Below are 20087 nucleotides of genomic sequence, written 5' to 3'. Positions count from 1 at the left end.
CTAGTGATTCGGTCATGTCGAACCTCGATCCCGTCACTTTGACAGTCATCCAGAACGGCCTGATCCAGGTCTGCAACGAAATGGATCTGGCTTTCGTGCGCGCCGCCTTCTCGCCGGTGATCTCGGAGGGCATGGACCGCTCCGACGGCATCTACGACACGGTCGACGGCTCCCTGATCGCCCAGGGCGAACTTGGTCTGCCGGTTTTCGTCGGCACCATGCAGTTTTCGACCCGCGCCGTGATCGAGCGCGTGAAGACGCACTATGCCGGCAAGGTCGATCCGGGCGACGTCTTCATCGTCAACGATCCCTACCTCGGCGGCACGCATCTCATGGATGTGCGCTTCGTGAAGCCGTTCTTCTACAAGGGCGAGCTGTTTGCCTGGCTCGCCAATACCGGCCATTGGCCCGACGTCGGCGGCATGGTGCCGGGCGGCTTCTCGGCCAGCGCCACCGAGGTCGAGCAGGAAGGCCTGCGCCTGCCGCCGGTGAAGTTCTTCAAGAAGGGCGAGATGGACCAGGAGATCCTGTCCATCATCATGTCCAACATCCGCATCGCCGATCAGCGCATCGGTGACATCAAGGCGCAGGCCGCAGCCCTCACGACCGGCGAGACCCGGCTCACCGAGCTGATCGACCGCTACGGCGCCGACGTGGTGCGGGCCGCGATCGCCGAGATGCGCCACCGCGCCGAGCGCCAGATGCGCGCCAAGATCGCCGACATTCCTGACGGTGTGTACGAGGGCTCCTCGCAGGTCGACAGCGACGGCGTCGTCGATCAGCCGCTCACGATCAAGATGAAGATCACGAAGAAGGGCGACGAGCTCACCTTCGACATGAGCGGCTCGAGCCCGCCCTGCCGCGGCCCGATGAACAGCGTGATCGCGACCACCAAGTCGGCGATCTACCTGGCGGTGAAGCACGTCTTTCCCGACGTGCCGATCAATGCGGGCACTTTCGAACCCCTGCGCATCGTCGAGCCCGAGGGCACGTTCCTGTATGCGAAGTATCCGCGGCCCGTGTCGGGCTGCGCCGCCGAGGTGAGCCAGCGCGTCGCCGAGGCGGTGTTCGCTGCCCTCACCAAGGCGATCCCCGACCTGCTGTTCGCGGCGCCGGCCGGGACGTCGGGCAATCTCGGCGTCGGCGGCTACGACCCGGAGCGCAAGCGCAACTACATCATGTATCTCTTCACCGGCGGCGGCTACGGCGGCTTCCAGGGCGGCGACGGCTTGAGCAACGGCTGCTCGACCATCGGCATCTCCAAGATGCCGCCGGTCGAGGTGCTGGAGCAGTTCTATCCCGTGCTGTTCGAGGAGTTCTCCCTGCGCGAGGGCTCGGGCGGCGCCGGCGAGTTCCGCGGCGGTTTCGGTATCAACTACGCCATCAAGCTGCGGCGCGGCGAAGCGCGCGTATCGATGGTGATGGATCATGGCCGAACCGGCCCACAGGGCGTGCTGGGCGGCCACGACGGCGGCACCAACCTCGTCCAGATCGACCAGGGCGGGCGGGTCTATCGGCCACCGCACATCTCCAAGGACCAGGACATCGAGATCGGCGTCGGCGACGTCGTGCGCGTTTCCACGCCGGGCGGTGGTGGCTTCGGCGATCCCGCGAAGCGGAGCCGCGAATCGATCGCCCGCGACGTGGTGCGCGGCTACTACACCGAAGCGGAAGCGCGCGAGAAGTTCGGCCCGACCCGGGCTGCCGAATGATGCGCTCGCGACGGTTCTTTCTCGCGCTGCCGGCGGCCTTGCTGGCAGCCGAGGCGGCGGCGCAATCGGCCTCGTGGTTTCCGGTCGAGGGCGCTGACAAGTCGTTCTTCGTCGAAATGCCCGGGGCGCCGATCTACAAGAAGATCGACACCACGTCGCCCGGCGGCACGCCCTTCGTCTACAATTCCTACAGCCTGGAGTACCGGCGCCTGTCGTTCGTGGCGCAGAGCGCGCTCTATCCCGCCGATGTCGATGTGCGCCAGCCCAAGCTCAACCTGCAGTCGGCGCTCGACGATCGCGCGCAGCGCCTGGCCGGCGGCAAGTGGGCCCAGATCGACTGGAAAACGGTGCAGGGAGCGCCCGCGGTCGAATCGACCGGTCCGGTCGCGGGTGGCAACGCACTGCGCCAGCTCATCCTGCTGAAGGGTAGCCGCTACGTATCGCTGGGATATCTCGCGCCGGCCGATGCGATGCGCGCGCCCGAGGCCGAGCGCTTCTTCCGTTCACTGAGGCTGTTGTCATGACCCTTCCGCGCGTCCAGATCCTGGCCCTCGGCGGCACCATCGCGACCGCACCGGATGCGTCCGGTGCCATGCAGATGGGGCTGGGCGCCGACGACCTCGTCGCCGCGGTGCCGCTGCTGGCGACGCTTGCAGACATTCGCGCCGAGACGGTGTCGCGGGTCGGCAGCCATTCGCTGTCCTTCGACCAGATCCACGCACTGGCGGCGAAGATCATGGACCTCGACGTCGATGGCGTGGTGGTGACGCAGGGCACCGACACGCTCGAGGAGACCAGCTTCCTGCTCGACCTGCTGGTCGAACGCGACATTCCGGTGATCGTGACGGCGGCAATGCGCAATCCCGCGCTCACCTCGCCCGACGGGCCGGGCAACCTGCTGGCGGCCGTGCGCGTGGCCTGCGATCCCTGGATGAAGGCGCACGCCAAGGCGCTGGGCGTCGTCGCGGTGATGCTCGACGAAGTCTATGCAGCGGCCGACGTGCAGAAGGTCCATCCGACACGCTTCAACGCGTTCGCCTCGCCGCAGACCGGTCCGCTGGCGGCACTGGTCGAGGACAGGCTCGTGCCGCTGTCGCTGCCGGTGCGCGCGCCGGTCGAAGCGGCGCGCAAGCGGCTGGGCAAGGCGTCGGAGGGCCGGGAGCAGCCGGTGGCGCTGCTGTGGCTGGGGCTCGACGAGCCCGGCTACATTCTCGAGGCGATGATCGATCATCGCGACCAGCTCGGCTATCGCGGCGTCGTGCTGGGTGCCATGGGTGGCGGTCACGTTCCCGAGCGCGTCGCGTCGCTGGTCGGCCAGCTTGGCGAGATCATTCCCACCGTGGTGGCGCCCCGCGCCGGCGGCGGGCCGCTGCTGCGCCAGACCTATGGCGGCCCGAGTTCGGAGATCGCCCTGCGCAAGGCGGGCTTGCTGTGGGGCGGCCGGCTCAACCCGCTGAAGGCGCGGGTGCTGCTGGAAACCTGCCTGCGCGCCGGGCTGGACCGCGCGGCGATCGCCGAAGTCTTCGAGACTTTCGGTTAACGGAAAGTCGCGCGCGGCCGGTCAGCAGTACTCGGCCCGCGCCTGCTTCGCCGCGGCGAAGCCGTGCATGCCCATGTGCCACTGCAGGGCGACGATCGTGCCCTTGATCGGCTGCAGCAGGCCCACCGACAGCGCGATCACCATCGGCGCCCACAATGCGGCGTGCAGCCAGTAGGACGGCTGATAGGCGATCTCGACATACATCGCGATCGGCACGACCAGATGGCCGACCAGGAAGATCGTCAGGTAGGCCGGGAAGTCGTCGGCGCGGTGATGATGCAGGTCCTCTCCGCAGGCTGAGCAACGGTCCGCGACCTTCACGAAAGCGCGGAACAGCTTGCCCTCGCCGCAGGCCGGGCAGCGGCCCAGCATGCCGCGCAGAAGATAGACACCGCCTTTGTCGGCCATCCGCACCTCCTCGAATTGTCGTGCTTGGATATCCATACAGTTGGCCATACATTCAAGATCAAGGAGACAAATTGTATGGATTGGAGCCCTACACTCGATACCGCCAGTGGGCCGGTATACGAGGGGATCGTCGAGGCGCTCGAGCGCGACATCGCCTCGGGCCGCCTGCACCGGGGCCAGCGGCTGCCGACCCATCGTGCGCTGGCGAGCGCCCTGGGCGTCGATCTCACCACCGTCACACGGGCCTACAATGAGGCGCGGCGTCGGGGCCTGACGGACGCCCGGGTCGGGCAGGGGACCTTCGTGGCCGAGAGCCGCGTCCGTCCGTCCGGCCACGCGGCGGCCGGCATCGCCATCGACCTCTCGATGAACCTGCCACCGTCGCCGATCGAGGCCGACATCGAGGGGCGGATCATGCGCGGGCTGGTGGCGCTGCAGCGCGACCATGGTTTCTCCGAACTGCTGAGTTACCAGCAGGCGGGTGGCAGCACGGTGGATCGCGGCATCGCGGCGGACTGGCTGCGGCGGCGCGTGCGCAATGCCGAAGCGGGCCGGCTGGTGATCTCGCCAGGCACGCAGAGCGCGCTGATGGCGCTGCTTGTCTCGCTGACGCGAGCCGGCGACGTCGTGCTCACGGACCGGCTCACTTATCCGGGCTTCAAATCGGCGGCGGCATCGCTCGGTGTTCGCCTGGTCGGGGTGGCATCGGATGCGGAGGGCATGGACCCGGCTGCACTCGCCGAGGCCTGCCGCGCCCATGCACCGAAAGCCGTCTATCTGCTGCCGACGATCCACAACCCGACGACGCAGACGATTGGGTCACAACGTCGCGAAGAACTTGCGGCGGCCATTCGTCGTCACGACCTGATTTTGATCGAGGACGACGCCTATGGAAGTTTCGAGCCGAAGGCCCAGCCGATCGCGACGCTCATCCCCGAGCGCAGTTATCTCGCCATGACACTGTCCAAGTGCATGGCCCCGGGGCTGCGTGTCGCCTATGTACAGGCGCCCGATCGCGCCGCCGCCTCGGTGCTGGCCAACGCGTTGCGCACTGTGTCGCAGATGCCGGTGCCGCTGATGGTCGCACTCGTCAGCCGGTGGATGGCCGACGGCAGCGCCGACGCGATCATGTCGGCGATTACCGCGGAGGCTGCGGCAAGACAGAAGCTGGCGGCCAAAGCGCTTTCGGGCCACATTCACCTCGCCCATCCGAAGGGGCACCATGTGTGGCTGCACCTGCCGTGTTCATGGACGCGGGCCGAGTTCGCGGCGCACGTTCAACGGCAGGGCCTCACCGTGGTCACGAGTGACAGTTTCAGCGTCGACGGAGAGCCCGAGCATGCGATCCGCATCGCGCTCGGCGCCGCGCGAAACCGCTCAGAACTCGTCGCGGCACTGGACGTCCTTGTCGTGGCATTGAAGTCGCCGGCCTACGCCTCGCGTATCGTTTAGGAGGAGGCACCATGTTCGAGGGATTGGACGCAGTCTTCCTGGCAAGGCTGCAGTTCGCTTTCACCGTCTCGTTCCACTTCATCTTCCCGTCCTTCTCGATCGGACTGGCGAGCTATCTCGCCGTGCTCGAGGCGCTGTGGCTGTGGACGGGACGCCAGGTCTATCTCGACCTCTTCAAGTACTGGCTGAAGATCTTCGCGCTCGCCTTCGGCATGGGCGTCGTGTCGGGCATCGTGATGTCCTACCAGTTCGGCACGAACTGGTCGGTCTTCTCGGACAAGGCCGGGCCGGTGATCGGCCCGCTGATGGCCTACGAGGTACTCACGGCCTTCTTCCTCGAGGCGGGCTTCCTCGGCGTCATGCTGTTCGGCATGAACCGGGTCGGCAAGGGGCTGCATTTCGCGGCGACGCTCGCCGTCGCGGTCGGCACCTTCTTCTCGGCCTTCTGGATCCTCTCGGCCAACAGCTGGATGCAGACTCCGGCCGGCTTCGCGATCAACGCCGGCGGCCAGTTCGTCCCGGCCGACTGGTGGGCCATCATCTTCAATCCGTCATTCCCCTACCGGCTGGTCCACACGGTGTTCGGTGCCTACCTGACGACGGCGCTGGTCGTCGGCGCGGTCGGCGCCTGGCATCTCTTGCGGGCGAAGCCTGCCGAAAAGCAGGCAAACGAGGGCGCGCGCGTCATGTTCTCCATGGCGATGGGCATGATCACCGTCGTGGCGCCGCTGCAGATCTTCGCCGGCGACCAGCACGGGCTGAACACGCTCCAGCACCAGCCGGTGAAGGTCATGGCCATGGAGGGCCACTTCAAGAGCTATCCCGACGGGGCGCCGCTCGTCCTGTTCGGCTGGCCCGACGAGGCGGCGGGCAAGAACCTGTTCGCCGTCGAGATCCCCAAGGCTTCGTCGCTGATCCTGAAGCATTCGCTGGACGCGCCGCTGAAAGGCCTCGACACGGTCGATCGCAAGGACTGGCCGCCGGTGGCCGTCGTCTTCTGGGCCTTCCGCATTATGGTGGGCATGGGCATGTTGATGCTGGCCCTGGCGGCGTTCAGCCTGCTCGCGCGCGTGCGGGGGAAGCTCTACGAGTGGCCCTTGCTGCATCGCCTCGCGATCGCGATGGGGCCGGCCGGCTTCGTCGCCGTCATCGCGGGTTGGGTCACGACCGAAGTCGGCCGTCAGCCCTACACGGTGTACGGTCTGCTGCGCACCGTCGATTCGGCATCGAAGCTCGATGCGCCGGCCGTCGGCGCCTCGCTGGTGTCCTTCGTCATCGTCTACTTCTTCGCCTTCGGCGCGGGCACCTACTACATCCTGAAGCTCATGAGCCATCCGCCGCATCGCGGTGAGGAGGGACCGAGGCGCGACCAGCCGGTGCGGGCCGCCGGCATCACGCCGGCTCCGGTCGTCGCCGAATCGCTGGCGACCGGAAAGGAGGCCTGATCATGCCGTTCGATCTTCCGGTCTTCTTCGCCTTCATCATCGCCTTCGCCATCCTGGCCTATGTCGTCATGGACGGCTTCGACCTCGGCGTCGGCATCCTGTTCCCGTTCCTGCCGGTGGGCCGGGAACGCGACAGCGCCATGAACTCGGTGGCGCCGGTCTGGGACGGCAACGAGACGTGGCTGGTGATGGGCGGTGGCGGCCTGCTGGCGGCCTTCCCGCTGGCCTACGGCATGATCCTCTCGGCGCTCTACGCCCCCATCATCGCGATGCTGCTGGCGCTGGTCTTCCGCGGCGTCGCCTTCGAGTTCCGCTGGCGCGATCCGCGCCATCGCGCGCTATGGGACGTGGCCTTCAGCGGCGGTTCGATCGTCGCCGCGCTCGCCCAGGGCATCACGCTGGGCGCGCTGCTGCAGGGAATCGCCGTCCAGGATCGCACCTATGCCGGCGGCTGGTTCGACTGGCTCACGCCGTTCAGCTTCCTCGTGGGGGTGAGCCTGGTCTGCGGATACGCGCTGCTGGGCTCGACCTGGCTGGTGATGAAGAGCGAAGGCTCCCTGCAGGAGCGTTGCTACCGGCTGGCCTTTCGCCTCGCCATCGGAACCATCGTGGCGATGGCGGCGGTGAGTGCCGCGACGCCGTTCCTGCGCGATGCCTACTGGCTGCGCTGGTTTGCCTGGCCGCAGGTTCTCTTCACGGCCCAGGTCCCGTTGCTGGTCGCGATCGTCACCTTCGTGCTCTTCTGGAGCCTGCGGCGCGGTCATCACTACACACCGTTCCTGATGGCGCTGGCGCTCTTCGGCCTGGGCCTCGCGGGACTCGGCATCAGCCTCTATCCCTATGTGGTGCCGCCGTCGGTCTCGATCTGGGACGCCGCCGCCCCGCATGACAGCCTGAAGTTCATGCTGCCCGGCGTGCTGGTGATGGTGCCCATCATCCTGGCCTACACGGGCTATTCCTACTGGGTCTTCCGCGGCAAGACCGGTCATGACGGCTACCACTGATGGGCCAGCGATGATGGACCGTCGGTGATGCCCGGTCCGCGGCAATGGCTGTGGTTCGTCGGCCTGTGGGCGGCCGGCGTCGGCGTGACCGCCCTGGTCAGCTACGCGATCAAGTTCTGGCTGAAGTAGACCGCCCGCGTCAGGTCGTGCGACGCAACGGCTGGCAGTTGGCTGCGAGTGGCGCGCCGCCGCTGAGCGCCTTGAGCGTGCCCGCATTGTCGCGGCCGGACCACTCCGTCGTGGCATCGGCATAGCGGAAGCCTTGACCGGCGCCCTGATATTCGAGCCGCCATGTCCTGTCGCCCATCGTCACCGACGCCCGGTTCTTGGCGTAGACGATGGCGACTTCCTTGCGGCCATCGCAAAGATAGGCGATGCCCGTCGGCGTTGCCTCTTCGGGGGCCGGCCGCGGAATCGTGGTGGTCAGCGGCTGCTCCTTCTGGGTGCATCCGCACAGTAGGGCCAACGCGACAATCGACAGGCGCTTCATGGTGCGCTTACCTCCTGGGGCGACCATAGCAAATCGCCGAGGAGACGGAATGCCCCTGTTCAAGCTGCGCGACGGCGCGGAACTCCACTACGAAGTGCACGGCAGCGGCCCCGTGCTGTTCCTCGTCGCCGGTCTCGGCGGCGACGGACGCTGGTGGGGCGACAACGTGTCCGAACTGGCCCGGCAATTCACCGTCGTCGTGCATGATCATCGCGGGACCGCGCGCAGCAGCCTGTCGCGGATCGACTACAGCGTTTCACAGATGGCCGACGATGCGCTGCAGCTCATCGAGGGGCTCGGCTACGACAAGGTTCACTGGTGCGGCCATTCGACGGGCGGCGCCATGGGACAGGTGCTGGCGATCGAGCATCCCGAGCGGATCGACCGGCTGGTGCTGAGCGCCACCTGGGCGAAGACGGACGCCTTCTTTCGCCGGCTGTTCGAGGTGCGTTCGCTGGTGCTGCGCGAACTGGGCCCGGCTGCCTACCTGAAGTCGAGTGCGCTGGCGCTGAACTCGCCCGCCTGGGTGCGCGACCACGATGCCGCTCTGATCGCCGCCGAGGCCCGGGCTTCCGACACGATCCCGGTCCCCGAGATCGTCCTGTCGCGCATTGCCGCCATCGTGGCCCATGACCGCCGCGAGCAGTTACAGAAGGTGAAGGCGCGTACCCTGGCCCTCTGCGCCCGCGACGACACGGTGACGCCGCTCTACTTCACCGAGGAACTCGTACGCCTGATCCCGGGGGCGCGCGCCTATGTGCTGCCGGACGGCGGCCATGCATATCCGAACGTGCACGGCCCGGAGTTTCGTCGTGTAATGACCGCCTTCCTGCTGGAGTCGTGACCGCCATGAAAATCGAACCGCTGATCGCCGCCGCCGCCGCCGAGCTGACCGCCATTCGGCGCGATATCCACGCCCATCCGGAGCTGGGCTTCGAGGAAGACCGTACCAGCACCATCGTGGCCCAGAAGCTGAAGGAATGGGGCTGCGAGGTCACCACCGGCATCGGCAAGACGGGCGTCGTCGGCACCATCCGCGTTGGCAACAATCCGCGCGCCATCGGCCTGCGGGCGGACATGGACGCCCTGCCGATGGACGAACTCAACACCTTCGACCATCGCAGCACGCACAAGGGCCGCATGCATGCCTGCGGCCATGACGGCCATACCGCCATGCTGCTGGGCGCCGCCAAGTATCTCGCGGCGACCCGCAACTTCGACGGCACGGTGCACCTGATCTTCCAGCCGGCGGAAGAGGGTCGTGGCGGTGCCGAGGCGATGGTCAAGGACGGCCTGTTCCAGAAATTCCCCTGCGAGATCATCTTCGGCATGCACAACCGGCCGAAGCTCGACGTCGGCAAGTTCGCCATCCGCTCGGGCCCGCAGATGGCGGGCGGCGGCCTGTTCGACATCCACATCACCGGCAAGGGCGCGCACGGTGCCCGGCCGGAATCGGGCATCGACCCGGTGATCATTGCCACGCAGATCATCTCCGCGCTTCAGAGCGTGGTGTCGCGCAACGTGGCGCCGCTCGATTCGGCGGTGATCTCGGTGACGCAGATGCACTCCGGCGATGCCTACAACGTGATCCCGCAGGAAGCCGTGCTGCGCGGCACGATCCGCGCCTTTCGCAAGGAGACGATGGCGCTCATCAAGGAGCGAATCGAGACGATTTCCAGCGGTATTGCCGCCAGCCTCGGCGGCAGTGCCAAGGCCGACGTGCGTGTCGTCTTCCCGCCACTGGTGAACGACAAGGACGCGGTGAAGTTCATCGCCGACGTCGCGGCCGAGATCGTGGGCCCGGAGAACATGAACCGCGAAGGCCCGTTCGTGATGGCCTCCGAGGACTTCTCCTACATGCTTGAGCAGGTACCCGGGGCCTTCATCAACATCGGCAACGGCGGCGGCGAGGGCGGCTGCGAGGTCCACAATCCCAGCTACGACTTCAACGACGAGGCGCTCACCCTGGGCTCGACACTGTGGGCGCGCGTCGTCGAAAAGCGGCTGGCGAAGGACGCGCGGTGAGCACCGCCGGCGACGGCACCAGCCGGCACTGGCTGCTGCGGGAACTACCCTACGTGGCGATGCTGGCCCTGGCGGTCGGCGGCGTCATCCTCACCGGCTTCCGCGGTCCCACCACATACGCCTACTGGATGGTGCTGGCGCCGATCTATGGTCTGGCCTGCGTGATGTCGGGCTGGCGGGAGGTCGACAAGACTGCCGATCACCTGAGGCTCATCGTGACGCAGGCGCTGCACTGGCTCGCCTTCCTGGCGGCCATGTGGCTGATGTTCCTGCCGCAGGTGCGCGGCGTGGTGAACGACAATGCGACGAGCCTCGCGCTCCTGATCCTTCTGGCGCTCGGCACCTTCGTGGCGGGTGTCCATGCGCGAGTCTGGCGGATCTGCCTGGTCGGCCTGTTCCTCGCCCTGTCGGTGCCGGCCGTGGCATGGATCCAGGACTCCGCGATGCTTCTGCTGGTCGGCGCCCTGCTCGCCATCGTTGCCGGCGGTCTCTTCTGGTGGCTGCTGCGACGCGAATCCCGCACGCCATGACCGAACGCGTCAAAGTCGTCCTCTGGACCGACTATGTCAGTCCCTACGCCTTCGTTGCCAAGGCGTGGGCCTATGAACTGGAGGCCGACTACGAGATCGATCTCGAGTGGCGGCCCTACACGCTCGACATCGCGTCCTTCCAGGGCTCGGTCGAGCAACGCGATCCGCATCACTGGCGTCGCGTGCGCTATGCCTACATGGACGCGCGCCGCTTCGCTAACAAGCAGGGCCTCGTGCTGATGGGCCCCAAGAAGATCTTCTATGCGCGGACGATCAATGCCGGGATGCTCTACGCCCAGCAGCACGGCGTCTTCCGGGCCTACAACGATCTGGCGTTCGACCGCTTCTGGCGGCGTGAACTCGATCCCGAGAACGTCCAGGCGGTGAGCGCGGCTCTCGAGCAGGCGGGAGCGCCACCGGGTTTCGCCGCCTTCCTCGAAGGCGCGGGCGGTGCCCGGCACGACGCGTTGCGCGCCGAGGCCGAGGCCTCGGGCATCTTCGGCGTGCCGAGCTTCGTCCTCGATGGCGAGATTTTCTGGGGCGGCGATCGAGTCTTCCTTCTTCGCGAGAGACTCGATGAAAAGGGCGTGCCGCGCCGTCGTTAGGCCTTCGGGCTAAGGCTCGGGCCGGTCCAGCGTACGCTCGACCCGCTCATGGAGGTTCTTCACGTCGCCACGCTGTCGGCGGGCGCGCTCCTTGATCTGGCGCTTGGCGCGCCGGAAGGCGTCGTTCACAGCGAACGTCGGATCGGCGAACCGCTCGTCGTCATGCGACATGTGGTCGATGTTGACGTCGATATGGCCCGGCAGCGCGATGTGGATGTTGACGCTGAAGAGGTTGCTGGTGCGGTGATGGCGTTCGGGGACCCGCACGATCACCTGGCAGGAGGTCAGACGGCCATGGAGCTTCTCCAGCGTCTCGACGTGCTCGCCTATGAGCGCGTTCAGTGCTTCACTGGGGGTGCCGCCCTGGTAGCTGATGCGCAATGGTGTTTCCATTTTTGAGCCTCCGCTTCTGTTCGCTCCCCCGCATCAAAACGTAGCATGTCGGGAAGGGGTTGCGGTTTCTATCGAGGGCGTCCCGGCAGCCCTCTCTCCATGAGGTAAGCCTCCATCGCCGCATTCCAAAGGGCCGGTGCGGAATTTATTTGATGGCCGTTCAGGCCCGCAGGCGGTGCATACTCATGAAAGGTGCCGCGCCCCCCGGCCGACTGGAACGCCGCGAAATTCGCACGCGAGTGTGCAATCCGATAGAATGGATCGTTCTCGCCGTAGAGCCAGATCGACGGATGGGGAAACGGTGCGCCGCGCCGGAACAGATTCTGGTTGATCGAGGTCGCGGTCGAGCAGGCATCGGCCATCCATCCGCCGACGAAATTGATCGCCGCCCGCGCCACGCCCGGCTGGCGGCCCGTCCAGGCGATGGTCAGGATGCCGCCACGCGACTGGCCGCCGATCGCGACGCGGCTGCGGTCGACGAAGGGCTGCGCGAGCAGGACTGGTGTGATCGCGTCGATGTCGCGCAGTGCGCGGTCCGCGCCGGGCAGCGCCAGCGTTTCCTCACAGCTGTAGCCCAGTGACCGGTTGATCGAGAAACCCTCGTCGTAAAGGCCTTCCGATCCGCCACGGCCGCGGCGCGACGGCAGGATGACCGCCCAGCCGCGGTCCGTGAACCACTGGACCATCGTGGTCGGATTGTAGGGGCGCGCGAAGGCCGCCGGGTCGGTGCCGCGCCCGGTCGAACCGTGGTGGAAGATCAGCGTGGGGAAGGGCCCGCTGCCGGCCGGCTTGTAGGTGATGGTGGCCAGCTTGACCGGCGCGCCGTCGATCGTGACCGGCACCAGGGCGCGGTCCTGTGCGGACACGGAAACTGCCGCGACGGTAATCGTCGCGACGAGCCAACCAACGAAGCTGGAGAGCGGGGCTAGTCGCCCGCCGCGACGACCGTGGCGCCGTCCTTGGACGGGCGCACCGTGCGGTGAGTCACCATTCGGTGATGAAGGGCGCGGACCGTATCGCTGCCGCGGGTCAGGCACAGCCATGGAAACAGACCATGCAGGAAACAGGCGATCGAGCCAACCAGCATTCTTCCGCCGAAGCCGAACGCCATCCCCATGTGCTGGAAATAGGTTTCGTTGACGGATGCGGGATGTTCGGTGAAGCGGCGAAGCATGGGAGAAATTGTACCGGCACCCACGGGAAACGGCTTGCTACCTTTGCACGCCGGCGCGCAAACTTGAGAATATCATTCTTCGGGAGGCGGAATGGCCGGAAAATTCACACTCGATTCCTTCGACAAGAAGATTCTGGATTGCCTGCAGGACAGCGCCGACATGCCGCTGGCGGAAGTCGCGAAACGGGTGGGCCTGTCGACGACGCCGTGCTGGCGGCGCATCAACCGCCTGCAGGAGGAGGGCATCGTTCGCTCGCGCGTTGCGCTGCTCGACCGCAAGGCGGTCAACGCGCACGTCACCGTGTTCGTTGCGGTGCGCACGGCGCAGCACAACGCCCAGTGGCTGACCCGGTTCGCGAAGGCCGTGGCCTCGTTTCCCGAAGTCATGGATTGCTATCGCATGAGCGGTGAAATCGACTACCTGATCCGGCTCGCCCTGCCCGACATCGAAGCCTACGACGCGTTCTACAAACGGCTCATCGCCAAGGTCGAGCTGTCGGACGTCACCTCGATGTTCGCCATGGAGGAGATCAAGTCCACCACGCGGCTGCCGCTCAACTACTTGCCCTAGCCTCGCGCTCCGGCCGGCCTTAGGATCGCGCCCGTTTGCATGACAAGACCGCAGGGGAAACGATGAATACGGGCCCGAACACAGGCAAGAACCGCAAGAAGGTGCTGATCGTCGGCCGCATGCCGGAGGCCGGCATCGCCGTCCTCAAGGCGCGCGACGATGTCGACTACGAGATCCTGACGGACGACCGCGTTCCGTCGCTGCACCCCAAGCTCGCCGATGCCAACGCCGTCACGCTGGGTGCCACGCCGTTCCGCCAGGCCGAGCTCGACGCGGCGCCCAACATGATGGTGGTGGCCCGGCTCGGTGTCGGCTTCGACGCCGTCGAGATCCCGGCGCTGAACAAGCGCAAGATCCCGCTGATGACGACCGGCATCGCCAACTCGGTCTCGGTGGCCGAGCACGCGATGTACATGCTGCTTGCCGCCGCGCGCCTCACCAGAAAGTCCGACCGCTGGGTCCGCACGGGCGCCTGGGCAGAGCGGCTGAGCGACCTGCCGTCCGACGTCGCAGGCAAGAAGGTGCTGGTCATCGGCATGGGCCGCATCGGCTCGCGCACGGTCAAGCGTTGCGTGGCGTTCGAGATGGAGACCTATGTGCTCGATCCCAACATCTCGAAGGCCGACATCGAGAAGGCCGGCGCCACCAAGGTCACCGATCTCAAGGCGATCCTGCCGCAGGTCGACTATGTGTCGATCCACTGCCCCAAGGCGCCGGAGACGATCAACATGTTCAACACCGAGACGCTGGGGCTGATGAAGCCGACGGCGTTCCTGGTGAACACGGCGCGCGGCGGCATCGTCAACGAGGATGCGCTCTACGAGGCGCTGAGCACGGGCAAGTTGCGCGGCGCCGGCCTCGACGTGCTCGACCGTGAGCCGCCGGATCCGGCCAACAAGCTGTTCACCCTGGAGAACGTGTTCTTCAGCCCGCACATGGCCGGCGTCACCCAGGAAGCCAGCGACCGCATGGCCGTCACCGCCGTCGAGAACATCCTCAGCGTGTTCGACGGAAGGACCAATGCGGCCAATGTCGTGAACAAGGAAGTGCTGGGCTAGGGGCCCCACAAGAGCAGAGCGTGGACAGGCGGCATCGGTCGGAAGCAACCGGTGCCGCAGCCTTTTGGAGAGGGTATAGATGAAGTATGGACCGCTCGGCCGCTCGGGCCTGATCGTCAGCCGGATCTGTCTCGGCGGAAATTCGTGGGGCGCCAAGGGCCGGCGGGGCTGGGGCAAGTTCGACGAGTCGGAGGCGCCGGCCTATTTCAAGCGGGCACTCGACGTCGGCATCACCTTCTTCGATACCGCCGATACCTACAATTTCGGCCGCTCCGAGGAGATCATGGGCGCCACGCTCATGAAGATGGCCAAGCGCGAGGATTTCGTGCTGTCGACCAAGGTCGGCATCCGCATGAGCGAGAACCAGAACGACGTCGGCACCGGCCGCAAGCACCTGATGGCCTCGGTCGACGCACAGCTCAAGCGCCTGCAGACCGACTATATTGACGTCTACCAGGTCCATCGGCTCGATCCGCACACGCCGATCGAGGAGACGATGTACTCGCTCGACCAGATCGTGCGCTCCGGCAAGGTCCGCTACATCGGCGGCTCGACCATGCCGGCCTACAAGTTCGCGCAGATGGTGATGGTCGCCGACTGGAAGGGCTATGCGCGGCCGATTGCCATGCAGAACCTCTACAATCTGATCCAGCGCGAGGAGGAGCACGAGATGAACCGGCTCTGCCTCGAGCAGGGCGTCGGCCTCATCCCCTATTCGCCACTGGCCCGCGGCTTCCTTGCGGGCAACCGCAGCAAGGATGGCGGCGGCTCGACCGAGCGCGCGAAGAACGACACCGTCGTCAAGGACGGTACCTATCGCGACTGCGACTGGGAGATCGTGAAGCGCCTGAAGAAGATCGCGAAGGAGAAGGGCTGCACGCCCGCCCAGGTCGCGCTCGCCTGGCTGCTGCACAAGCCCTACATGGGCTCGCCGATCATCGGCGCCACCGGTCTCGACCAGCTCACGTCGGCGGCACAGTCGACCGACATCGCGCTGACCGCGGAGGAGTGCAAGCTGCTCGAGGCGCCGTATCAGGCGCGCGTTTCGCCGGTCAACTGAGCGCGCCGGCCGATCGCGGCCGAGAACCAGAAGGCCAGCAGCGGCAGGACGATGGCCGCCACCCAGAAGACGGGTGGTGCGCCCCAGCGGTCGACGATGGGCGCCGCGATCGGCACGCCGACCGCCTGGCCGACGAACAGGCAGAGGGCAAACAGGGCCATGCCGGCGCCGCGTACTTCCGGCGCCATCTGCGTGCCGTTGGTCTGCAGCGTGTTGTGCAGCATGTAGAACGACACGCCCGACAGCACGATGGCGGCGAACTCGACCTCTGCGGTGGGCGCCAGAGCCATCGCCGCGAAGGCGATCCCGAGGCCGGTGCCGCCCCAGGTGCAGAGGCCGCGCTCGCCCAGGATGCGCACCAGATGGTGCGCCACCGTCACGTAGACGAAGCCGCCGGCTCCGAAGGCCGCCACCGCCAGCCCGATCGCTGCGAAGCCCAGGTCGAAGCGCTGGTGGAGATCGGCGCCCACGAAGGTGAAGGCGCCCCAGAAGACGCCGCCCTCGAGGGCCACGACCAGGATTACGGTGCGGGCCCACGGCCTTTTGAGGACGCCGAGCATCTGGCCGATCATCGAGCCGGCCGCCCGCTCGCCCGGGCGGGCGATGTCGGGCCGCGCCCGCATGACGAGGAACAGTGCGCTACCCGCCAGCACATAGATCGCGGCCAGGACCCAGAAGACCGAACGCCAGCCCAGCCAGTCGCCGATGGCCCCGCCCAGCGCCGAGCCGGTCATCAGGCCCAGGGTCTGGCCGGTGAGGAAGCGCGCCAGCGTCGCCTGACGCTTCTCGTAGCCGACATTGTCGCCGACCCAGGCGATGGCGAGCGGGATGATGGCCGATCCGGTCACGCCCGTCAGGAAGCGCGCCAGGGTCAGCATGGCCAGCGAGCCGGAGACGGCGCTCAGCAGGCAGCACAGCGCGGCCCCGACGCAGGCGATGGCGACCACCGGCATCTTGCCGTAGCGGTCGCCGAACGGCCCGTGGACCAGCACGAACACGCCGTTGGCGAACAGGAAGGCGGTGGCCGCGATCGAGGCCGCGCCAACGGTGACCCCGAAGGCGGCGGACAACTGGACCAGCAGCGGGTCGATGACGCGCATGTTGGCCGCCGACGCGAAGGCGGCGACCGACAGGAGCACGATGGCGATCGTGGGCGCCGTGGGCGGGGCAGAATCGGGGGCGGGCCGCGGCGGGGCGGCAGGGGAAGGCATCGGTTGCGGGCTTAGCGGCTCGCTCCTGCGAAATAAAGGTCTCTCGGCGCGACCCTGCAATGACCTATGGTGCGGGGATGACGGAAGAACTCCTCGCCCTCGCGCGCGACCCGCAGGCCTGGGCCGCGCTCGCGACCCTGGTGATCATGGAAGTCGTGCTGGGCATCGACAACCTGATCTTCATCTCGATCCTGACCAACAAGCTGCCGGAAGAGAAGCGCTCCGGCGCCCGCCGCATCGGCATCGGGCTGGCGGTGTTCATGCGGCTCGGCCTCCTGAGCGGCATCGCCTTCATCGTCCAGCTCACGGCGCCGATCTTTTCACTGCTCGGCCGTGACTTTTCCTGGCGCGATCTCATCCTGATCGCCGGCGGCCTGTTCCTGATCTACAAGGCCACGAGTGAAATCCACGATCACGTCACGGGCGGTGGCGAGGAAGAGGAAGTCACGGCCGACGCCGTCGGCCGGGCCACGGTCGGTGGGGTGATCGGGCAGATCCTGATCCTCGACCTGGTCTTCTCGCTCGACAGCATCATCACCGCCGTCGGCATGACCGACGACATCCCGATCATGGTGATCGCCGTCGTCTTTGCGGTCGCCCTGATGCTGCTGGCGGCCGACGGGCTGGCGAAGTTCATCGGCAACAACCCGACCATCGTCATGCTGGCGCTGGGCTTCCTGCTGATGATCGGCATGACCCTGATCGCCGACGGCATGGGGATGCACGTGCCCAAGGGCTACATCTACGCCGCGATGGCCTTCTCGGGCCTGGTCGAGGGGCTCAACATGCTGGCGCGCCGCGCCCAGCACAAACGTCCGTTGCGCAAGCGGCCGCGCTGACGCGCTGACAAGACGCGGCGGGAAGGTCTAAGCTTCCCGCCATGAAACTCAAGGATCAGGTCGCCATCGTCACGGGAGCGGCGTCCGGCATCGGCGCCGCGACCGCCCGCCTTTTCGCGGCCGAGGGGGCGAAGGTCACCTTGGTCGATCTCGACGAGGCAGGCCTCGCCAGGGTCGCAGCGGAGATCGGCGCGACGGGCGGCGAGACGCTCACCTTCGCGGCCGATGTCAGCAACGGCGAGCAGGCCCGCGCCGGCGTGGCGCAGGTGATGGCCAAATGGGGCCGCATCGACGTGCTGGTGACCGCGGCCGGTGCCTCGTTCGGCGGTACGGTCGACAAGATCGACGAAGCGACCTGGGACCGCACCTTCGCGATCAACGTCAAGGGCACCTTCCTCTGGGTGCATCACGCCATCCAGCCGATGATCGCCGCGAAGTCCGGCGCGATCGTCACGCTGGGGTCGCAGCTCGCCCAGTCGAGCCTCGGCACCAACGTGGCCTACATCGCCTCCAAGGGTGCGATCGTGTCGTTCACCAAGACCGTCGCCGTCGATCATGCTGTCCAGGGCATCCGCATCAATGCACTGATGCCCGGCGTCATCGACACGCCGATGCCGGCGCGCTCCCTGAAGCGCCAGCCCGACCCGGAAGCCGCCCGCGCCTTCTGGAAGGTGCGCCATCCGATGGGCCGCATCGGCCAGCCGGAGGAAGTCGCCAAGGCGGCGCTGTTCCTCGCCTCGTCCGATTCCTCCTTCACCACGGGCTCGCTGCTGTTCGTCGACGGCGGCTGGACGGCACACTGACATGCCGAAGAAGCTCACCCCGGAACAGGTCGAAGCCTATGCCCGCGACGGTTTTGTCTGTCCCGTCGATGCCTTCTCGACCGAGCGCACGCGCGCCTGGCGCGACCGGCTTGAGAGCTTCGAGCGCGCCCAGGGCCAGAAGCTGACCCGCGGCCACAATTTCAAGCCGCACCTGCTGTTTCCCTGGGTCGACGAGATCGTCCATTCGCCTGAGGTGCTCGACGCGGTCGAGGACCTGATCGGCCCCGACATCCGGCTGTTCCATCTCAGCGTCTGGCCCAAGGATGCGGGCTCCGGCGCCTATGTGAGCTGGCATCAGGACGCGACCTACTTCGCGCTCGAACCGGCCTGCCATGTCACGGCCTGGGTGGCGCTCACCGATGCGCCGGTCGAGGCCGGCTGCATGGAGGTCGTACCGGGCTCGCACAAGCTGGGGCAGCTGCCGCATGCGGAGATGCAGGATCCCGAGAACCTGCTGTCGCGCGGCCAGGAGCTGGCGGTGGACGTCGATCGCAGCCGCACCGCCTTCATGCCCGTGAAGGCCGGCCAGTTCTCGCTGCATCACACGCATCTCGTCCACAACTCGCGTCCCAACCGCTCGAACGACCGGCGCATCGGTCTGGGCATCAGCTACATCCCGACCTGGGCGCGCTGCACCTCGCCGACGCGGGTAAGTGCCATGCTGGTGCGCGGCGAGGACAAGTACGGGCACTTCGACGACGAGCGCCGGCCGGTCGAGGAGGCGGGCCCCGCGGAACGGGCCTTCCATGCGGAGGCGGTCGATCGCTTCCGCAAGATGAATGTCGAGCAGACCGACAACGCGGTTGCGGTCGTCAAGAGGTAGGAATGCACACGATCAAGCTGCCGTATCACGACCGCTATCCCTATTCGCCGATCACCGAGCGCAAGGATTATTCGTGGCCGGAGGGCAAGCGGCTCGCGGTCTATCTCGGCCTCAACATCGAGCATTTCGCCTTCGGCGCGGGCGAGGGGCATCTGCTCACCGTCGCCAACCCGCCGCCCGATCCGCGCACCTTCGCCTGGCGCGACTACGGCAACCGGGTGGGCGTGTGGCGCTGCCTCGAACTGTTCGACGAACTAAACCTGCCGGCCGCGCACCTGATCAACACCACGGTGTTCGACTATGCGCCGCAGATCGTCGACGCGCTGAAGGCGCGCGGGGACGAGTTCATCGGCCATGGCCGCACCAATGCCGAGCGCCACGGCGGCATGTGGGAGGCCGACGAGAAGCGCTTCCTGCAGGAGATCGGCGATTCGATCGAGAAGGCCTCGGGCAAGCGGCCGCGCGGCTGGATGGCGCCGTGGATGGCCTCGACCCGCGTTACCCCCGACCTTCTCAAGGAGACGGGCTACGACTTCCTGATGGACTGGCCCAACGACGATCAGCCGATCTGGATGAAGACACGCTCAGGCCCGCTGATGAGCGTGCCCTATCCGATCGAGGTCAACGACAGCCCGCAGGTGCTGGTGCGCCATCACAGCGGCGAGGAATTCCGCGACATGATCATCGGCCAGTTCGAGGAGCTGCTGCGCCAGTCGGCGAAGCAGCCGCTGGTCTGCGGCATCGCCCTCCATACGATGATCGTGGGCCAGCCCTACCGGCTGCGGGCGCTGCGCGAGGCGCTGTCGCACATCGTGAACCATCCGCAAAAGGACAAGGTCTGGTTCACGCGGCCGAGCGACATCTACGATTACTGCGCCGCGCTCCCCGAGGGTACGATGGTGCCGCCGGCGGCGTGAGCGTGC

At 66.8% G+C, this 20087-nt stretch carries 23 protein-coding genes; 17 read left to right on the top strand and 6 right to left on the bottom strand.

The genetic code is table 11. The features are described 5' to 3' along the window. The first annotated feature begins 14 nt into the window (after positions 1-14). From LJ725_RS07905 to LJ725_RS07895, 3 genes are read left to right on the top strand one after another with little or no spacing between them, the layout of a single operon-like run. Positions 15-1712, top strand: a complete 1698-nt coding sequence (locus tag LJ725_RS07905; RefSeq protein ID WP_230550091.1) for a hydantoinase B/oxoprolinase family protein — start codon at positions 15-17, stop codon at positions 1710-1712. Continuing rightward, positions 1709-2236, top strand: coding sequence for a hypothetical protein (locus LJ725_RS07900; RefSeq protein ID WP_230550090.1), 528 nt, complete (start codon positions 1709-1711; stop codon positions 2234-2236). Before LJ725_RS07905 ends, LJ725_RS07900 begins: the two co-directional genes overlap by 4 nt. Continuing rightward, entirely contained in the window at positions 2233-3252 is a 1020-nt protein-coding gene (locus tag LJ725_RS07895) for an asparaginase (protein WP_230550089.1), read from the top strand. Before LJ725_RS07900 ends, LJ725_RS07895 begins: the two co-directional genes overlap by 4 nt. Positions 3253-3273: 21 nt before the next feature. Here LJ725_RS07895 and LJ725_RS07890 read toward each other — a convergent pair whose 3' ends face one another. After that, positions 3274-3660 carry a DUF983 domain-containing protein gene (locus LJ725_RS07890; protein WP_230550088.1) on the bottom strand — a complete coding sequence of 129 codons (387 nt, stop codon included), beginning with the start codon at positions 3658-3660 and terminating at the stop codon, positions 3274-3276. Positions 3661-3735: 75 nt separating this feature from the next. Here LJ725_RS07890 and LJ725_RS07885 point away from each other — a divergent pair, with 75 nt between their 5' ends. From LJ725_RS07885 to cydB, 3 genes are read left to right on the top strand one after another with little or no spacing between them, the layout of a single operon-like run. Further along, positions 3736-5112 (top strand): aminotransferase-like domain-containing protein, encoded by a 1377-nt coding sequence (locus tag LJ725_RS07885; protein ID WP_230550087.1) that lies wholly within the window; start codon positions 3736-3738, stop codon positions 5110-5112. A gap of 11 nt (positions 5113-5123) precedes the next feature. After that, a complete protein-coding gene (locus tag LJ725_RS07880; protein WP_230550086.1) occupies positions 5124-6557 on the top strand; it encodes a cytochrome ubiquinol oxidase subunit I in 1434 nt (477 codons plus the stop codon). Further along, entirely contained in the window at positions 6554-7561 is a 1008-nt protein-coding gene (gene cydB, locus LJ725_RS07875) for a cytochrome d ubiquinol oxidase subunit II (protein WP_329958346.1), read from the top strand. Before LJ725_RS07880 ends, cydB begins: the two co-directional genes overlap by 4 nt. Before the next feature lie 139 nt (positions 7562-7700). Here the strand turns inward: cydB and LJ725_RS07870 are convergent, their stop codons facing one another. Next, positions 7701-8051 (bottom strand): MliC family protein, encoded by a 351-nt coding sequence (locus LJ725_RS07870; RefSeq protein WP_230550084.1) that lies wholly within the window; start codon positions 8049-8051, stop codon positions 7701-7703. A 49-nt stretch (positions 8052-8100) separates the two neighbouring features. On the opposite strand from LJ725_RS07870, the gene LJ725_RS07865 reads away from it, so the two are divergent. Genes LJ725_RS07865 through LJ725_RS07850 form a run of 4 tightly spaced genes read left to right on the top strand, consistent with a single transcriptional unit; the run spans position 8101 to position 11211 of the window. Further along, positions 8101-8895: an alpha/beta fold hydrolase gene (locus LJ725_RS07865; protein ID WP_230550083.1), complete on the top strand. Its 795-nt coding sequence runs from the start codon at positions 8101-8103 to the stop codon at positions 8893-8895. A gap of 5 nt (positions 8896-8900) precedes the next feature. Further along, positions 8901-10076 carry a M20 aminoacylase family protein gene (locus LJ725_RS07860; protein ID WP_230550082.1) on the top strand — a complete coding sequence of 392 codons (1176 nt, stop codon included), beginning with the start codon at positions 8901-8903 and terminating at the stop codon, positions 10074-10076. Continuing rightward, on the top strand, positions 10073-10606 hold the full coding sequence (locus LJ725_RS07855; RefSeq protein WP_230550081.1) for a hypothetical protein: 534 nt from the start codon (positions 10073-10075) through the stop codon (positions 10604-10606). Before LJ725_RS07860 ends, LJ725_RS07855 begins: the two co-directional genes overlap by 4 nt. Further along, positions 10603-11211: a DsbA family protein gene (locus LJ725_RS07850; protein ID WP_230550080.1), complete on the top strand. Its 609-nt coding sequence runs from the start codon at positions 10603-10605 to the stop codon at positions 11209-11211. The genes LJ725_RS07855 and LJ725_RS07850 overlap by 4 nt, the downstream gene beginning before the upstream one ends. A 9-nt stretch (positions 11212-11220) precedes the next feature. Here LJ725_RS07850 and LJ725_RS07845 read toward each other — a convergent pair whose 3' ends face one another. The 3 genes from LJ725_RS07845 to LJ725_RS07835 all read right to left on the bottom strand — a co-directional run bounded on the left by LJ725_RS07845 (position 11221) and on the right by LJ725_RS07835 (position 12778). After that, entirely contained in the window at positions 11221-11604 is a 384-nt protein-coding gene (locus tag LJ725_RS07845; RefSeq protein ID WP_230550079.1) for an HPF/RaiA family ribosome-associated protein, read from the bottom strand. A 68-nt stretch (positions 11605-11672) separates the two neighbouring features. Then, a complete protein-coding gene (locus LJ725_RS07840) occupies positions 11673-12470 on the bottom strand; it encodes an alpha/beta hydrolase family protein (protein ID WP_230550078.1) in 798 nt (265 codons plus the stop codon). A 59-nt stretch (positions 12471-12529) separates the two neighbouring features. Beyond that, positions 12530-12778 (bottom strand): DUF6356 family protein, encoded by a 249-nt coding sequence (locus LJ725_RS07835; RefSeq protein WP_230550077.1) that lies wholly within the window; start codon positions 12776-12778, stop codon positions 12530-12532. Between the two features lie 91 nt (positions 12779-12869). Between LJ725_RS07835 and LJ725_RS07830 the strand changes: the two genes are divergently transcribed. The 3 genes from LJ725_RS07830 to LJ725_RS07820 all read left to right on the top strand — a co-directional run bounded on the left by LJ725_RS07830 (position 12870) and on the right by LJ725_RS07820 (position 15467). Further along, positions 12870-13349, top strand: a complete 480-nt coding sequence (locus LJ725_RS07830; RefSeq protein ID WP_230550076.1) for an Lrp/AsnC family transcriptional regulator — start codon at positions 12870-12872, stop codon at positions 13347-13349. 62 nt (positions 13350-13411) lie between these two features. Beyond that, a complete protein-coding gene (locus tag LJ725_RS07825) occupies positions 13412-14407 on the top strand; it encodes a hydroxyacid dehydrogenase (RefSeq protein ID WP_230550075.1) in 996 nt (331 codons plus the stop codon). A gap of 79 nt (positions 14408-14486) precedes the next feature. Then, positions 14487-15467, top strand: a complete 981-nt coding sequence (locus tag LJ725_RS07820; protein WP_230550074.1) for an aldo/keto reductase — start codon at positions 14487-14489, stop codon at positions 15465-15467. Here the strand turns inward: LJ725_RS07820 and LJ725_RS07815 are convergent. Then, the gene (locus LJ725_RS07815; protein ID WP_230550073.1) at positions 15440-16606 is read right to left on the bottom strand and encodes an MFS transporter; all 1167 of its coding nucleotides are present in this window, start codon (positions 16604-16606) and stop codon (positions 15440-15442) included. The genes LJ725_RS07820 and LJ725_RS07815 overlap by 28 nt on opposite strands. A gap of 149 nt (positions 16607-16755) precedes the next feature. Here LJ725_RS07815 and LJ725_RS07810 point away from each other — a divergent pair, with 149 nt between their 5' ends. From LJ725_RS07810 to LJ725_RS07795, 4 genes are read left to right on the top strand one after another with little or no spacing between them, the layout of a single operon-like run. Further along, on the top strand, positions 16756-17517 hold the full coding sequence (locus LJ725_RS07810) for a TerC family protein (protein ID WP_230550072.1): 762 nt from the start codon (positions 16756-16758) through the stop codon (positions 17515-17517). 41 nt (positions 17518-17558) lie between these two features. Further along, positions 17559-18320: an SDR family oxidoreductase gene (locus LJ725_RS07805; protein WP_230550071.1), complete on the top strand. Its 762-nt coding sequence runs from the start codon at positions 17559-17561 to the stop codon at positions 18318-18320. Position 18321: 1 nt separating this feature from the next. Beyond that, positions 18322-19164, top strand: coding sequence for a phytanoyl-CoA dioxygenase family protein (locus LJ725_RS07800; protein WP_230550070.1), 843 nt, complete (start codon positions 18322-18324; stop codon positions 19162-19164). Positions 19165-19166: 2 nt separating this feature from the next. Continuing rightward, positions 19167-20081: a polysaccharide deacetylase family protein gene (locus LJ725_RS07795; protein WP_230550069.1), complete on the top strand. Its 915-nt coding sequence runs from the start codon at positions 19167-19169 to the stop codon at positions 20079-20081. Positions 20082-20087: the final 6 nt, after the last annotated feature.

The sequence above is a fragment of the Reyranella aquatilis genome, assembly GCF_020880995.1.
In the GTDB taxonomy this organism is placed as follows: domain Bacteria; phylum Pseudomonadota; class Alphaproteobacteria; order Reyranellales; family Reyranellaceae; genus Reyranella; species Reyranella aquatilis.
This window is presented reverse-complemented; position numbering and strand designations above follow the sequence as displayed.